Raw genomic sequence first — 13620 nt, 5'->3', positions numbered from 1 at the left:
CAGGAAAGTCAATGAAATCAACGGTCTACCCAGACCACCCCCGCGCCAGTGCTAGCTTTGCGTACCGTCACTTATTGCACTGAAAACGAGGAGACCCCGTCAGGGAGCTTGCTCCCGGAACAATATATTGCCAAGGTTCGACGCATGATCAAAAATGCGCATCCGCTTAGAGAAACTGGCTGGGTGAATGATGTTTTCATCAAACCCAAGATAGCCGGCATGGAAATTGTCTCGGCTCTCAAGGCCGCAGTCGAGAAAAGCAAGCAGGCGTTTGACGAAAAAAGTCGCGGCCAGTTTTACGACCTCATTGGGGTTGAAGGCTGTACTGACTAAAAATCAGGAACTCCTACGGAGCTTTAAAAAACGGCTATTCGTAAAAGTGGGTTGAAACGGGATCAAAGCTCCCCCGCCTCGATCATGCGGATGAGTGTTGAAATGTCCGCACCGTAGTTCTTGGGTGGCGGCAGTCCCTTGTGTTGGTCAGCCTCCTTCGGAGGCTTCATTGCCCGCACCTTTTCGAGCACGGGCAGTCCATAGCCCATCGCGTCATCTGGCAACGCTCTGCCCATCTCGACAGGCTCCAACGCACGCTTTCTCTCGAACTTGGGGCGTGCCTGCTTTCGGCTATGGATGCCCTCCGTGAACAGAATCTTGGCCCGTAGTGCCTCGAAGCTGTAGCCCCGCCCCAGTCGATTCATCACCCGGATCAGGCTGTTCAGGCTCTCCGTGTAGGCATTTGTGACGGGGTGCTCGAAGTAGTTGAGGATGAAGGGCTGCCAGTTGGTGAAGGCGCGGATCAGGTCGTGGAAGTACGGCCTGATCTCGGGCGATACATCTTTGCTCCAAGCCTCATAGCGCCTCAAGGCGCTCTCCGGTGAGTCCGAGTCCTCGTAGATGGCGTAGAAGGCTTCCTTGAGTCTGTACGCCTCTCCCAAGGCTGGATAGTTCTTCGTCCAGCCGTCAAGGTTCAGGCGCTCTTCATCGTTCAGCGTGCGCTCGCGCTTCAAGAGCACAAAGCGGTCGTGCATCAGCCCGCGCTTCTGTTTCAGTGTCAGTTCAGCCCGCAGCCCTTTGCGGGCCTTCTCCATAGCGTCGTTCGCCATCCTGACGACGTGAAACTTGTCGATGACGATGGTGGCGTCCGGCAACACCGCAGTCACTGCATCGCGGTAGGGCGTCCACATATCCATCGCCACGTACTGCACCTTGTCGCGGTTCGGCATCTTGAACAGGTACTTCGCCACCGTGTCCTTGTTCCGGTTGTGGAGCATGTCCACGATGGTGTTGTTCTGGATGTTCGAGACGACGCAGCGTGGCTTGTTGATGATGTGGATTTCGTCGATTCCCATCCACTTCGGCGTCTCGAAGCGGACGGTCTGCTCAAGCTCGTTGATGTAGTCGCGGAAGATATTGCGTATCGTCCCTTCGACCACGCCGGTTTCGTCGGCCAGCGAGGTGAAGGTGCGCTTCAACGCCTGCTGTCCGATCCACTTCACCAGCCGGTCGGTCATCATCCGATTCTCGGCCAGCAGTGGCAGTGCCTGCGAAAAGGTCTTGCCACAGGCTTGGCAGCGAAGCCGCTTGGTGTCGATGTAGATGCCCACGCGCTTGCCGTGCATCGGAAGGTCTTTGAACACCTGCTCGCGGGTTCCCCACGAGTTCAGGCGGTCGGACTGGCAATGCGGGCAGGCAGCAGTCACGTCCACCGGCTCGGCGGTGACGTGGTAGTCGTGGTCGGTTTCCTGCACGCGCAGCACGCGGTACTGCGGGAGGTTCAGGATGTTCGCGGGCATTAGTTATCGCCTCATCAGTGAGACTTTGTTCTGAGTTGGGCGTCTCGGATCAATCGAGACATGCGTGCCCGCTCGTCGTCACTGAACACCACGCCTGCGGTACTTTCGGCAGCTTCGACAGCCTTCGCGAGCCGAAGCGCCTCACGCCCCTCCGGCGTGCCACCGAACACGATGGATTCGTACTCTGCATCCGGGTTGCCCGTTTCATAGTTCCTCAACTCGCCAGTTGTGGCTTCTATGACCGATCCGAGGGTGGCGAGAAAGGCATCTATCGCATCGCGATGCAGCTTGCCGGTAAAGGTGACGTGAACTGGATCGCGGCCACAAGGGATGCGATCCGTTGTGACGTACTCGATCTCCGCAAGCACCCCTGCCGATGTCACCTGTCGGCTGCAACTCTGGTCTCGCGGAAGCCAGAATGTCTCAGACTCAATTGGTGCAGGTGCCGACAAGGCCAAGACATCGGCTACAGCAGTGCAGAGCACGCCAAAGTCGGCGGCTGAACGCAGACGTATGTCACAGTCGAAACGACCTTCAAACATGGCCGAATCTCAATCCAACCCCTTTGCCTCCCAGCCTTGACTGGTCAGCTTGATTGCGTGCTTGGACTCCTTGCTGCCAGCACCGTCAAGGATGCTCTTCACCACCGGGAAAGCGGCTTGAACCTCGGGCTTCTTGGCCCAGTCGGCGACGTTGTTGACCTTGTAGGTGTAGGTGATGCCTGCCTCTTGATAGTCGCCGAACTTCATCGGACCTTCCCACTTCACGATCTTGTCCAGTGCCTTTTTGCCCCAGCACAGATCGGTCTGCTTCTCGGTGGTCTTGCCGTTGAGGCCGATGGAGGCGACTTCCTTCTCCTGCGCGAACGGCTTGGCCGCGTCGGTCAGGGTGTAGCGCTTGATCTTGGACTTGCCGCCCGTGGGCTTGCCCATGATCCCCATGATGTCCACCTCGGTGTCCTCGCCCTTGACCAAGCCAGCGACTTCAAGCGCAGCCATCTGGTTGGCGCTCCCGGCCTGCATGGTCTTTTGCAGGCGCAAATCCATCTCGGACAGATCAACCGGCCAACGCTTCGTATTCAGGCACAGGTCGCCCTTCTTGTCGAAATACTGCGTCATGGCCGCGCCGAAGTTCTTTTCGTTGGCGTCGGTCTTGCTGCCGCAGGCGGTCAGTGTGGCGACGCTGAGGGCGGCGAGGATGGCGATGTTCTTCTTCATGAATTTCCCTTGTGGTTGTTGAATGGAGTTACGACTGATCCCAAGCGTCAATGGTCAGCGCCGCATCGGTCGGGCAAGTACGGATGCGCTCGGGCCGCAGGTTGACCTTGCCCATCCAGCCGGGAGGCTGGGCGTACTCTTCGCCCTCATCCATGCCGAACACCCAGATGCCATCGTCAGCAGGCTTGATGGCGTCACCCGTGATGAGCGGCAGCACGATGTCTGCGGTGGACGTGTAGCGGTTCGGATAGCCGTCACCACGCAACTTGGTGGCCTTGCCTTCCTCGACCAGCTTTTCCAGCCAGCGAATGCCGCCAACGCCCGTTTCCCACTCCGCGAGAACAGACTTCTTGCGGTCGATGATGGCGTCCCGTTCTTCGGGTGTTTGCGTTGAGACGACGATCCAGTATCCGAGCATGGTTTCCTTTCTTCGATGGCATCAGAACGGCACACGACTGGCAACGAACAATTCAACCGGCGTGAGGCCATGCTCCACAAGTTCCGGCAGAGGGATCGAAGCCGCCAATACTTCCGAGGCAGGCCAACGGGGCGGCTGACCAACCGGGTTGCTGGGCTGCGGGAGGCGACCCCAGTTGTGTGCGTCGGGAGCCACAAAGCCAGCCTCGACGGCCAGCTTCAACCAATAGCCCTCGAATCGAGATGCGTAGCTTTGGTCGCCATCAACCCACGAGAGCACCGTCGCCCGAACTTCGGCCTGTTCGTGGGCGGCCCACTCGAAGAGTGCGAATGAGGCATGGCCGGGGCGATTGCGCCGAAGGTGCTCGCGGAATCGTCGCTTGAGATTGACGGTCTGCCCGATGTAGCAGGCTTTGCGCTTACCGTCTGGGCTATGCGCTGTCAGCGCATAAATCCAGTATCCGAGTGGGCGGATGCTGGCGGCAGCGTCCGTGTCAGCAGGATATTCAGGACTGACAGATTGCGTGTTGTCGGAGAAGCAGAAACGAACTCGGAACCGTTTCCCGTCAGGCCCCAGTAAACCGACCTCGTCCGGCAGATTGCTCATCACGCCAATAAGCGATCGCATTTGCTATGCTTTCTCGGTCGTGATATTCAATCTCATAGACATCTGACTGCTTCCAGTCGTCGAATGTTTGCTCTTGCAGCGTCTTTTCCACCTGCACAATGGGCATGTTGGGATCGAATAGCTCTTCATGATGAATGCACGGATTGAACCAGTCCAAAGGGTCGCACCCACCGGGAATATCTTTCAACTGCCACCAACCACGATAGGTATTTGGTGATCTGCGGATGCAATCCGCTTTGTAATCCGCCTCATCCTCGTCAGACCAAAGACCTTTTTCAATCTGAGAGTCACGGTACGCTTCTCGGTCATTGAACCAGCAACGGTGCATTGACGGGTCATTCTTTGCCCAATCATAGAATTCGCAACTGACGCCAGATTCGCTCCAGCGCATGACTTGTCGTACCACGGCAGATTTGGAAGTGCCAAAAACCCACTCGTACTCACGTAAGAATATGGGGTTCTCCCAGCCTTTCCCTTCGCAAGCAAACTCAAATTGCCCCTTGTTCTCTTGCCAAAACCGCTCAAGCTCGTCGAGAGTTCGTAGCGTGACAAACATGGTTTCGTCATCAAACATCACTCGTTCTGGCAGCTTGATGTCTACGGGCAAAGGAGGCTTTTTCTTGGTTTTCATTGCTGGGATAATCCAATTTATTCCGCTGGAAACTTAATGGTCGCCAATGCCTCGTGCTCGCTGACGACTGGCAGTCGATCACGAGGCACGGGTTCAGGCGATACCCAATCGGTTTCGCCAACTGCGATGAAGCGATCAATCGCAGCCTCAATGGATGCCTGATTGATGACATCCACATCAAGCACGATCTTCAAGCCGATGCCGTGGACGTAGCTGCGGTCGAGTTTGAAGGATTCATGGATCACGGGCGGTTCGTTGCACGCAATCTTTGCTTCCAGCTTGCGCCACTGCTCACGAAAGGTCAGTCCACCAAACTGCTCGAAGCGCATTTCTTCGCGCTCGGCCAGTTTGTAGGTGAGGATTTTTCCGGTGCTTGAGCGCTGTGCTGGTACGAACTCCCAATTGGAGTTCTCTTCTCGCTCTTCCGGTGTCAGCATCGCGCCCACGCGGGTGTGCGCGAGGTCATGAGCCTTGTCCCAGAATGCTTTGCGGGCGGTCACGAAACTGGCGTTCCAGATCGTGAACCGATCCGTGCCCGGAAAGTAGAAGTCAAACCACTGGTTGTACAGGTCGGGGCGGCCCGGCTCATTCAGCACGAGGCGGCTGGTGAACCGGCCACCGTACTCGGCTGCATCGCGGCGCATCTTGCCCTTGAGGCGAATGACCTCGTGACTGCGCTTGTGTCGTGGCAACGTCACGAAAGGAGGGCGGCGTTTGACACCGGGGAACTTCATGGCTCACATCCCTCGCCAGCATGTCCGGCGCTGGGCCACGCCGACTGTTCAAGAATGAATCGGTTGATGGCCTCCAGCGCAATTGCTTTGCCAGCCAATGAAACTGTGCCGGGGCTGTATTTGCAAAGAACTTCAGCTACGCTTTCGGAAGTTTGCTGATGTTCGCCGATGCTTTCGATCACGACCGCCCTGTCAACGGCGTGCCAATCGACACAATCAGGGTTACTTGTACTGAGAATTGTTGTGTCTGCAATTTGCCATAAGGTATAGGCGGCACCGGCTGCTCGTTCGAGCGACGAAAGCCCACTTACACGTCGCAGAATCTCGTCGTGATAGCTGGAAGCATTGGCCTGATATTCGCAATGAAGGTATGTTTCAGCCACATTGCGCACAATTTGAATATCTAATTCTGCTGCGCGACGCGCAGACATCATCGTCAAAACCGTTGACCATTCCGACTCACGTTGCCGAACTTCATCGACTGTCGGGCATCGGTTTCTTTCAGCTTGAATAACTGCCGCGCCTTGGGGTTTTTGTGACCAGCCTCCTTGCTCAAGGATATTGGCATACAACAACACGCCGCGCCTGTTGTAGACCTCTACACGATCAGCAAAGCAATGATCTTCTATCAGCCCAACCGTTACAGGCACACCCACATACGCTTCGTTGTGGGCTTTGATATTCGACCAACGGCCGAAACCCTTGGCTGCTTTCTGCTCTTCGTAGCGTCGAAAGATGCCCGCAACACTATCGTGCTCGCTGGCAGCAATGATCCGAGCAGTGATTTGATACCCTGACGACTTCAACCGGGCCATTGTTTGCGTGATAGGCCCAGCCTCACGCATGGTTCCCTCAAAGAGGATGTTCCGCCGAGTCTCAATCGCACGATCAAAAAGCTGCTTCGTCCACTGCCTTGCATGCGGATCGGTTAATTCAGCGAAATGTCGCTCATCCGCCTTTTGGATTTCCCTATATTGCGGATGGTAGTAACGCAGTTCGTCCCCATTGATCGACACCACATTACAGCCAGGGAAGTCCTGCTTACTCGCCTCCAGCAAGCCACTTTTGCCTGCGCCGGGCTGACCGCCAAGAATGATGACCTTCGGGCTATCCTGCGGAGTTGTCCCGCTGAAATGATGCGCTTCGATCTTTCGGTAGATAGCGGCGTGCTTGGCAGCCGTCAGCAGGAACTGGCGATCTGTCATGAGATCAGGATTGCATAGGTTTCAGCATTGGCGCGTAGACGTACAGCGCCCGGTTGATGATGTCGCGATTGCTTGGCGTCAGCGCCCGGCGCTCGCCAAGAACAATGTCCAATTCGTGCTCAAGTGCAGTGATGCGCTCAGGGTTCGGCTCGACTTTTTCCTGCTCGGTGTCGATCTCACAGTTCAAGTACCCGATGTACTCGGCGAGTGTCTCGGTGGCGGTTTCGAGGCGTGCCGTTTCAGCAATGGGTGAGGCAACATTCATAGGTACTCTCCAACACGATTTTACGATTTAGCAAAATCAATTCTATCCGTCTTGGCGAGAAAAGGCAACACGCTTTTACGATCTATAGACCGTGTGCGCCATCGTCAGCACCTCCCGGCGCCCACACACTTTTACGAATACCCTAAAAAACAAAACCCGCCCAGGCATGCCTGAGGCGGGTTTTTTATTGCGGAAGCCGATCAGATGTACTGGCTGGCCAGGCACGCCCCATCAGCCGCCATCTGGTAAGCGACGACACCGGCCACTCCCGCATAAAGAATGCCGAGCACGAAGCCAGCAATGATGGCCTGGCGAAGCGTGAATTTGCTCCTGGAAGGTTCGCCCCCAGGGGGATCGGCCGAATTGTTCGCCGCACTCTGTTTCAACGCAATGTCCATTGCACCTCCAAAAAAACAAACTCTACCCAACACGCGCAGCGCGCACAACAGAGCCCGTCGAATAGGGTTGCGCTTCTCTCAATATGTGCGAAAGTTCATTTATCAACGGTGAGCAAATTTAATTAGAAATGAACATTCATAACGAACAATACGTGCGGGAGAATCTGCCTGCAGGAGTCAAGCCAAATGAATATCACCGCGTTGTGACTATCGCACTGCTCCTGCCGGCCGATGAAGAGCTTCGCAACGCCATCATCTCCAAGCTGGCACCGTCTGAATCCATTGGTGGGATGCAGATCCTGGACGTGCGCCATGGGTTCGCGGGCATCGAGTTGGACGCAGCACGCCAGCTCATCGAAGAGCCTGAAGGCTTTGTGGAGCACTGCGGGAAGCTGGCCATGCAGCACAACCACACCCTGACCTTGGTGCTGCGCCGGGAAGAAGAGGGCCAGGACATGGCATGCCCCTCGGCCGTGCCAATGCTCCACCCGTGGAGAGACATGATGCGGTCGCTTCGCGATAACCTGCTGGGCGTTGCCGCCACTCTCGCGGTCATCGCGATCCTTCAAAATCTATTCGCATGAGGACGAATATGACCGAAGAATTCAGCTCAAAAGACTACCTCCAGTTCCGCAAAGCCCTTGGAGCATCTGTTGAGCAGTTCGCCCCATTGATTGGCATGGAGCCCGAGTTTCTTCGCGCGCATGAGGCCAGTGACCTCCCCGTACCAAAGCCGGTCGCGACGGTGATGCGCTATCTCGCTCAAGGACTCAACCTCACCGAAGACCCCGAAAGCTCCGACGTAAGCGCGTTTTCCTGGTGCATCCCGGTGGAGAAGGGCACAAGATCCGCCCCCATGCTGCTGCACACGCTCTATCCGCGATTCCAAATCATCCTCATCGGACAGGACAAGCTGGACTTCTACATTCGCAGCTTCTCAGAGCATTTCGACATGGCCAAGACCACCTTGAATGGCAGGGACTGGTATATGTTGACTCTGCTCATTGATGAGCCAATCTCGTACCCCCACAAGAAGGTTGAAAAGGGGATCGAGATCATCATGGGCAAGATTCTTGAGATAGAAAATGCACGGTGAGTAGAGGCGTATCGGCGCGCAAGCGAGGCCCATTTGTTGAGTCGGCTGCAGCGTTCGACCCAGGAATCCTAGGCCCTAGGATTGCCGCTCCATAGGCGCCGCACGGGGTGGCGGCACCCCATTGCACCACAAGCACATTTGGCGCAAAATAAGGCCACCTGCTTTTGCAGTCATGGCCTTCGTGCCATCCATCATCAACCCCTTAGGGCAACGCCTGCAGGGGAGTTGCCCCATTAATTGGAGCAACAAAATGCAAAGCGTTATTTCTTACCCGGATCGTGGCCACTGGGGCGATCCGAAGTGGCGTGGCAACTGTTCAGGCCGGGTTTACCAAGACCTGTTCGACCAACTTCAGCCTAAAACCTTCGCTGATCCAATGGTCGGCTCGGGCACGTCTGTTGAAGTTGCGAAAGAAATGGGTATTCAAGCCTGGGGGCTCGATCTTCACAGTGGTTTTAATGCCATTGCAGATTCGATCCTCTTGGCCGTAGGGCAGCAGGTTGACCTCTGTGTGTCGCACCCGCCTTACGGTTCCATGATTAAGTACAGCGGAAGCGTGTGGGGCTCTGAACCACATCCAGGTGACCTCTCTCATTGCTCCTCTAACGAGGAGTTTCACGAGAAGATGCAACTGGTTTTGCTTAATCAGCGTGACGCGACAAAGCCGCAAGGGTTCTACGGGACCATTATCGGCGACTATCGCAAAGCTGGAACCTACACTTCGTACCAAGCCGAAATGATCGCCCGCATGCCAAGTTCTGAACTGGCGGCAGTGATTATCAAGCAGCAGCACAACTGCGTGTCCGATGCGCGCAGCTATGCCAAACTGACTTTGCCGCGCATTCAGCATGAGTACATTTTGCTCTGGCAGAAGAAGTCTGCGCCCATCCTGATGCTTCTCGGCGCAATGGCAAAGGAGCAGTACGCGCGGCTGACGGGGACGTGGAAGTCCATCGTTGGCCTAGTAATGCAGCGCCTGGGCGGCAAGGCCAATCTGGATCAGATCTACCATGAGGTTTCGCGGGCAGCACCAAACAAGCTGGCCGAGAATCCAAATTGGAAGGCGAAGATCCGGCAAGTCCTCAACAGCACCAGCTTGTTCCGCTCTTCTGAGCGTGGCGTCTGGATGCTGGCGGCCTAACCGCAAAATCAACCGAATGGACCTCACCCGCAAGGTGGGGCACCCATTTGGCCATGGAGTAGAGCGGGTCGTCTTTGGGAAAAGTCACAGCCAAAACTCAATCTCCAACCAACACTGTGGCAATGCTCTGCATTCGCCTCATCAACAAGGTTCCGCCATGAATCAATACCGAATGGTGGCCCCGAGGGAACATGCCTTGCGCATGAAGATGAAGCCTGTACGATCAACTCAGAAAACGTCCCTCCTGGGGCGCTGGAAGGGAAGGGCGCACATGCAATTCATCGTCAATTTCGATGCTGACTCCACAATACCTGACCTTGTAAAAAACAAGGCCGAGGAAGAGGGAATCACGCCGGAAATGCTCATCAAACGGGCCATATCGGGCTATCTGGGAACCTACGGCAACGTAGAGCCTCAGGAGCCTCAAAAAGCGACAAACCTACGCGAATTCTTCCAGGATCGCGGCTTGATCAATAAAACTTAGAGCCCCTCACGGGGGCAGGAGAGTAGCATGGCTAATCTTTCTGCCCCGATAGGGGCGGTGGTGCGTGTATGGTTTCCCGAATCGGAAACCGTCATGCAACCAGGTCCGAAATTCAGGCCTGGCCTGATTCTTGGCTTCGATGACAGCAACGGGCGCCGCAAGGTACTTGTTGCCTACGGAACAAGCCAGCGCACAAATAGCAGGGGTTGCGGTGAGTTCACCGTGCTTCTGGAGCGCAACAACTTGGAGGGCAAGAAGACAAAGTTCTGCTTGAAAAAGCGGCTTTGGTTGGAATTGACCCCCGAGTATTTCCGTTCAGGAAACGGCAAACAGCCTGAACCTGAAACGCTAGCCCAGGAATTCATGAAATCATTCATGGATGCCGCGCAAGAAGCCGGTCTAATCTAGACCATTACCTTGGGTCGTAAAAAACCCATATTCAAAAACATATTGGATACTCCGACGTGAGAAAAAAAACACAAGCCCCATCCGCTCTGAGCAGATGGGGCTTTGTGCTTTCAAGAACTCTACGTTTAGCCAAATCCATGATTTGCCATGTCGTGCATTATTGTTAGAATTCACGACAAGCAATAAACAAACATTGAATATTCAAATGACCAACAAGCAAAACAATATAACGATTAAAGAGCGTTTCTGCGATGGATATGGATTGGACACCGGGCTATTTCATCTCGGCTATGCACTGATTCAGATGCGTTGCCATGTCTGGTCAATAGCGCCAACCGTCCAGTCAAGAATGCGAAAACAGTGGCAAGATTTCGCGTCTACGCTCTCGAAGCGGGGTGTTATATCCGCCAGCAAGCTTGATTCCGAGGTTATCTCGTGGGCTATCAAGCAAGTCTTCAAGAAAATAGAAACGCACGCAAGGGATTCCGAACAAGCTAACAGGCAGAAAAAGGAATTGATATTCACGATTAACAACGTGTTCTCTGGCCTCCCTTTGCTGCAATGGAGCCCCATCGGACTTCACCCAAATGGTGATGTATCGCTGACATGGACCCGGCCAGAGAAACCGGCAATTTCAGAATACGACAAGCACAGTCAATCACAGAAAATGGAGTGGCTTGGACGATGCATGGCTGTGGCGAACTCCGGTGCCGCGAGCACACTTAGAAATTTGGGCGGCGAGATATATGCTCACTGCTATCGGGGTGAACTTTCTCACGCATGGATTTCTACCTACAAAAAGGCGTGGTCGGCTTTTATCAAGTGGTGCCCTTACGAAACAACCGATCAGCTCACGCATGACGACGTAGAAATCTTCGCGCTGTGGCTTCTGGCCAGGGCAGATGACCAAGCAGAGCCTATGCCGGTGGAGGTGTGCGTGTTTGCCCTGAACATGGTGAATGATGGGCTGGCGCGTCTCAGAGGGGAGCATTGGCAACGCGTAGAACAGCCGTTCACGGCTGAAGAGGTGGCGCGTGTGCCCCACCCCGCGCAGATTGCAATCAAATCCATCGCAGCGGCAGAGGCTCATAAAACCACCGTGCCGATAGTCAAGTCAAACCTGAAGTCCGAACACGTGCGCGACGACGTACGGCAAAATTACTTCCTGGGTTCTTCCATGCTGATAGTCGGCCAGCGCATCATGAAACTCCGAAGCGACAAGTCCAATTCTGATGTTCACAGCTTGAGCAGTTCAAACCGCTCTCGCAGCTGGCAGGTGTTCTGCGCCTTCATGAGTGCAAGGGGGATTCAGCATTTGAATCAGCTAAATAGCAATCTCATTGAAGATTACATTCAAGATCAATATAAACAACTGGAACTTGGAGCCATCAGAGAATTTACAACCAGGGCCAGGATTGCCCATCCACTTGCAATTATCAGCAGCATCTTGCCGCTCGATTTTGAACAGAATAAGCATTTTGCAAATAACAAATGCATCAACCCTTGGACGGCTCCTGTCGCGGCAGACGACTCGCATATTCCCAACGACATATCAACGTCAGAATTTTTTGAATCCAGAATATTAAACGTTGGTCTAGGCAATGGACTGATTGCGCCTGCATATCAAATACTTCTCAACAATGAAGATTTCGATATTACCGATCAGCAGAAAGAGTCATGCGCTGTGACATTCGGGGTATATCTCAAGGATGCCGGACTCAAGCAGCTTCAAGAGGTGAGTAGCAGTGTTGCTGATGATTTCTTCGATCAACTCGAAGATCGAATTGATAGCGGTCTGACAAGCCGCATCTATGCACGGCATGTTGCCGAATCCGTCAACATTATTATGCAGGTGATGCAGAATGACTGGACGCCACGCGCAATCGAAGAAAGGGCCACGAAGGGCGGCATAGATCCCACAAAAACCAGCACTGATATTTCGATGGAGCGAGTGAACCAGAAGCAGCGCGGGTCATGGAAGCGCACTTGACAAAATCTACTTATCCAGAAAAATAGAACAATATCAACCAAACTAATGGATTAACAAATGTTCCAAATAAAAACTATCGCCATGATTATGGTAGCCGTTGCCATCACAGCCTGTACTGGTTCGGCAGGAGATAAATTTGTCGGCAAGTGGGTGAACGTGGGCGACCCCGACATTACTCTCGAAATTGAGAAGAGCGAGAGTGGCAAGAGCTTCAAGGTAACTGATCGTATGACGTGGATGGGAAAGCCCAAGGTGTCCACGCATAAGGCCACGGTTGCCGACGATAGCTTGATGATAAACACCTGGGCGGGTAACCGCTACCTCATGATCGAAAAGGATGGAACCCTGCTAGCGACCATGGGGCGCAGTTGCCCCAACTGTGACCAGTGGGAACGGGCCAAGTAAGCTGGAGACCAAGGGATTCACACTTGACATTTTCTCTTCGGCGGGAAACAAAAAGAGGGTCGGCAGGGATTCATGTAAAAAACCGCAGAAACGACCCTATCCCTATGATTCCATTGGAATTATTGGCGCGTCGAAGTTCAAAGGACCGATCTTTCGCCGGAAGTCCAGCGTGTAGTCCCCGAACCGGTTGATGTGGGCCGTGCGAAACGGCGCAAAGCCTGCCAATATCTCGGGCGTGATCTCGACACCTTCATCACGAAGTTCTTGTAAAACCCGAGTCATCCCCACCACGTTGTGAAGAATGATCATGTTCGCCACCAGGTGGTTGTACTTGATGACCTTGCGCTGCTCGTGCCGGATGTTCTCGGCGATGATCCCCTCTCCCCCAAAAAACGACCAGCCGGCAAAGCCGTTGAACTGCTCGCTCTTGTTGGTTTCGGCATGGATCACCTTGCGCAGCCCGACATCGCCGATGTAGCTCAGCAGGAACATGGTCCGGATGACCTTGCCGAGCTCCACAAACCCAAAGTACAGCTTGTTCTTGCGGCTGTAGGTGCCGAGTCGGCGCAGGATGGCCGATGGCGTGATCTTGCCAGTCTTGATGGAAACCGCCACCCGCAGCATAGCCGGCAAATGCGTTTCAATCAGCCGCCAGTCGATCACGTCGCTAAACAAGGCGTTGATGCTGGGATACGCATTGCCCGGCTCGGGGCGATGGAACTTGAGGTCCTGGATACCCCGGATGCGCGGCATGAGCTTGATGCCCAGCAAGTGGGCCAGAGCGAAAACCGGGTAACTTTGGGCCTGG

19 protein-coding genes are annotated in these 13620 nt (G+C 54.5%); 8 read left to right on the top strand and 11 right to left on the bottom strand.

What is annotated here, in order from left to right; translation table 11 throughout:
• The first annotated feature begins 144 nt into the window (after nucleotides 1-144).
• Nucleotides 145-333: a hypothetical protein gene (locus B7Y64_RS18220; protein ID WP_291325335.1), complete on the top strand. Its 189-nt coding sequence runs from the start codon at nucleotides 145-147 to the stop codon at nucleotides 331-333.
• Between the two features lie 62 nt (nucleotides 334-395).
• On the opposite strand, the gene B7Y64_RS18215 is transcribed toward B7Y64_RS18220, so the two are convergent.
• The 10 genes from B7Y64_RS18215 to B7Y64_RS18170 form a co-directional block, all read right to left on the bottom strand.
• Entirely contained in the window at nucleotides 396-1793 is a 1398-nt protein-coding gene (locus tag B7Y64_RS18215; RefSeq protein ID WP_289665249.1) for an ISL3 family transposase, read from the bottom strand.
• A 14-nt stretch (nucleotides 1794-1807) separates the two neighbouring features.
• Nucleotides 1808-2335, bottom strand: coding sequence for a hypothetical protein (locus B7Y64_RS18210; protein WP_291325336.1), 528 nt, complete (start codon nucleotides 2333-2335; stop codon nucleotides 1808-1810).
• A gap of 9 nt (nucleotides 2336-2344) precedes the next feature.
• Entirely contained in the window at nucleotides 2345-3010 is a 666-nt protein-coding gene (locus B7Y64_RS18205) for a hypothetical protein (protein WP_289665245.1), read from the bottom strand.
• Between the two features lie 28 nt (nucleotides 3011-3038).
• The gene (locus tag B7Y64_RS18200; protein WP_289665243.1) at nucleotides 3039-3428 is read right to left on the bottom strand and encodes a hypothetical protein; all 390 of its coding nucleotides are present in this window, start codon (nucleotides 3426-3428) and stop codon (nucleotides 3039-3041) included.
• 21 nt (nucleotides 3429-3449) lie between these two features.
• A complete protein-coding gene (locus tag B7Y64_RS18195; RefSeq protein WP_291325338.1) occupies nucleotides 3450-4034 on the bottom strand; it encodes a GIY-YIG nuclease family protein in 585 nt (194 codons plus the stop codon).
• Entirely contained in the window at nucleotides 3994-4686 is a 693-nt protein-coding gene (locus B7Y64_RS18190) for a hypothetical protein (RefSeq protein WP_291325339.1), read from the bottom strand. Before B7Y64_RS18190 ends, B7Y64_RS18195 begins: the two co-directional genes overlap by 41 nt.
• Before the next feature lie 17 nt (nucleotides 4687-4703).
• The gene (locus tag B7Y64_RS18185) at nucleotides 4704-5420 is read right to left on the bottom strand and encodes a hypothetical protein (protein WP_289665236.1); all 717 of its coding nucleotides are present in this window, start codon (nucleotides 5418-5420) and stop codon (nucleotides 4704-4706) included.
• Nucleotides 5417-6625, bottom strand: coding sequence for a zeta toxin family protein (locus B7Y64_RS18180; protein ID WP_289665234.1), 1209 nt, complete (start codon nucleotides 6623-6625; stop codon nucleotides 5417-5419). The genes B7Y64_RS18185 and B7Y64_RS18180 overlap by 4 nt, the downstream gene beginning before the upstream one ends.
• Nucleotides 6626-6629: 4 nt before the next feature.
• Nucleotides 6630-6890 carry a hypothetical protein gene (locus tag B7Y64_RS18175; RefSeq protein ID WP_289665232.1) on the bottom strand — a complete coding sequence of 87 codons (261 nt, stop codon included), beginning with the start codon at nucleotides 6888-6890 and terminating at the stop codon, nucleotides 6630-6632.
• Between the two features lie 200 nt (nucleotides 6891-7090).
• Nucleotides 7091-7288, bottom strand: coding sequence for a hypothetical protein (locus tag B7Y64_RS18170; RefSeq protein ID WP_291325340.1), 198 nt, complete (start codon nucleotides 7286-7288; stop codon nucleotides 7091-7093).
• A gap of 128 nt (nucleotides 7289-7416) precedes the next feature.
• Between B7Y64_RS18170 and B7Y64_RS18165 the strand changes: the two genes are divergently transcribed.
• From B7Y64_RS18165 to B7Y64_RS18135, 7 genes are all read left to right on the top strand, one after another.
• Nucleotides 7417-7872: a hypothetical protein gene (locus B7Y64_RS18165; protein ID WP_291325341.1), complete on the top strand. Its 456-nt coding sequence runs from the start codon at nucleotides 7417-7419 to the stop codon at nucleotides 7870-7872.
• Nucleotides 7873-7880: 8 nt separating this feature from the next.
• On the top strand, nucleotides 7881-8384 hold the full coding sequence (locus B7Y64_RS18160; RefSeq protein WP_291325343.1) for a hypothetical protein: 504 nt from the start codon (nucleotides 7881-7883) through the stop codon (nucleotides 8382-8384).
• A 172-nt stretch (nucleotides 8385-8556) separates the two neighbouring features.
• Nucleotides 8557-9525 (top strand): hypothetical protein, encoded by a 969-nt coding sequence (locus B7Y64_RS18155; RefSeq protein ID WP_291329537.1) that lies wholly within the window; start codon nucleotides 8557-8559, stop codon nucleotides 9523-9525.
• 16 nt (nucleotides 9526-9541) lie between these two features.
• Entirely contained in the window at nucleotides 9542-10009 is a 468-nt protein-coding gene (locus tag B7Y64_RS18150; protein ID WP_291329535.1) for a hypothetical protein, read from the top strand.
• 27 nt (nucleotides 10010-10036) lie between these two features.
• Entirely contained in the window at nucleotides 10037-10417 is a 381-nt protein-coding gene (locus B7Y64_RS18145) for a hypothetical protein (RefSeq protein WP_291329533.1), read from the top strand.
• Nucleotides 10418-10622: 205 nt separating this feature from the next.
• On the top strand, nucleotides 10623-12407 hold the full coding sequence (locus B7Y64_RS18140) for a hypothetical protein (RefSeq protein WP_291325347.1): 1785 nt from the start codon (nucleotides 10623-10625) through the stop codon (nucleotides 12405-12407).
• Between the two features lie 57 nt (nucleotides 12408-12464).
• Nucleotides 12465-12812 carry a hypothetical protein gene (locus tag B7Y64_RS18135; RefSeq protein ID WP_291329531.1) on the top strand — a complete coding sequence of 116 codons (348 nt, stop codon included), beginning with the start codon at nucleotides 12465-12467 and terminating at the stop codon, nucleotides 12810-12812.
• A 102-nt stretch (nucleotides 12813-12914) separates the two neighbouring features.
• On the opposite strand, the gene B7Y64_RS18130 is transcribed toward B7Y64_RS18135, so the two are convergent.
• The coding region (locus tag B7Y64_RS18130; protein ID WP_291329529.1) for a Tn3 family transposase at nucleotides 12915-13620 on the bottom strand (706 nt) is incomplete at its 5' end.

Source organism: Acidovorax sp. 35-64-16 (assembly GCF_002281195.1).
GTDB lineage: Bacteria > Pseudomonadota > Gammaproteobacteria > Burkholderiales > Burkholderiaceae_C > Acidovorax > Acidovorax defluvii.
The sequence above is the reverse complement of the archived record's forward strand: the minus strand, read 5'-3'. Positions and strand labels throughout refer to the sequence as shown.

Bases quoted from the DNA above. Each gene is read 5' to 3' on its own strand.
- B7Y64_RS18220 (WP_291325335.1), top strand. From the start codon at position 145: ATGATCAAAAATGCGCATCCGCTTAGAGAAACTGGCTGGGTGAATGAT.
- B7Y64_RS18215 (WP_289665249.1), bottom strand. From the start codon at position 1,793: ATGCCCGCGAACATCCTGAACCTCCCGCAGTACCGCGTGCTGCGCGTG.
- B7Y64_RS18210 (WP_291325336.1), bottom strand. From the start codon at position 2,335: ATGTTTGAAGGTCGTTTCGACTGTGACATACGTCTGCGTTCAGCCGCC.
- B7Y64_RS18205 (WP_289665245.1), bottom strand. From the start codon at position 3,010: ATGAAGAAGAACATCGCCATCCTCGCCGCCCTCAGCGTCGCCACACTG.
- B7Y64_RS18200 (WP_289665243.1), bottom strand. From the start codon at position 3,428: ATGCTCGGATACTGGATCGTCGTCTCAACGCAAACACCCGAAGAACGG.
- B7Y64_RS18195 (WP_291325338.1), bottom strand. From the start codon at position 4,034: ATGAGCAATCTGCCGGACGAGGTCGGTTTACTGGGGCCTGACGGGAAA.
- B7Y64_RS18190 (WP_291325339.1), bottom strand. From the start codon at position 4,686: ATGAAAACCAAGAAAAAGCCTCCTTTGCCCGTAGACATCAAGCTGCCA.
- B7Y64_RS18185 (WP_289665236.1), bottom strand. From the start codon at position 5,420: ATGAAGTTCCCCGGTGTCAAACGCCGCCCTCCTTTCGTGACGTTGCCA.
- B7Y64_RS18180 (WP_289665234.1), bottom strand. From the start codon at position 6,625: ATGACAGATCGCCAGTTCCTGCTGACGGCTGCCAAGCACGCCGCTATC.
- B7Y64_RS18175 (WP_289665232.1), bottom strand. From the start codon at position 6,890: ATGAATGTTGCCTCACCCATTGCTGAAACGGCACGCCTCGAAACCGCC.
- B7Y64_RS18170 (WP_291325340.1), bottom strand. From the start codon at position 7,288: ATGGACATTGCGTTGAAACAGAGTGCGGCGAACAATTCGGCCGATCCC.
- B7Y64_RS18165 (WP_291325341.1), top strand. From the start codon at position 7,417: ATGAACATTCATAACGAACAATACGTGCGGGAGAATCTGCCTGCAGGA.
- B7Y64_RS18160 (WP_291325343.1), top strand. From the start codon at position 7,881: ATGACCGAAGAATTCAGCTCAAAAGACTACCTCCAGTTCCGCAAAGCC.
- B7Y64_RS18155 (WP_291329537.1), top strand. From the start codon at position 8,557: ATGGCCTTCGTGCCATCCATCATCAACCCCTTAGGGCAACGCCTGCAG.
- B7Y64_RS18150 (WP_291329535.1), top strand. From the start codon at position 9,542: ATGGACCTCACCCGCAAGGTGGGGCACCCATTTGGCCATGGAGTAGAG.
- B7Y64_RS18145 (WP_291329533.1), top strand. From the start codon at position 10,037: ATGGCTAATCTTTCTGCCCCGATAGGGGCGGTGGTGCGTGTATGGTTT.
- B7Y64_RS18140 (WP_291325347.1), top strand. From the start codon at position 10,623: ATGACCAACAAGCAAAACAATATAACGATTAAAGAGCGTTTCTGCGAT.
- B7Y64_RS18135 (WP_291329531.1), top strand. From the start codon at position 12,465: ATGTTCCAAATAAAAACTATCGCCATGATTATGGTAGCCGTTGCCATC.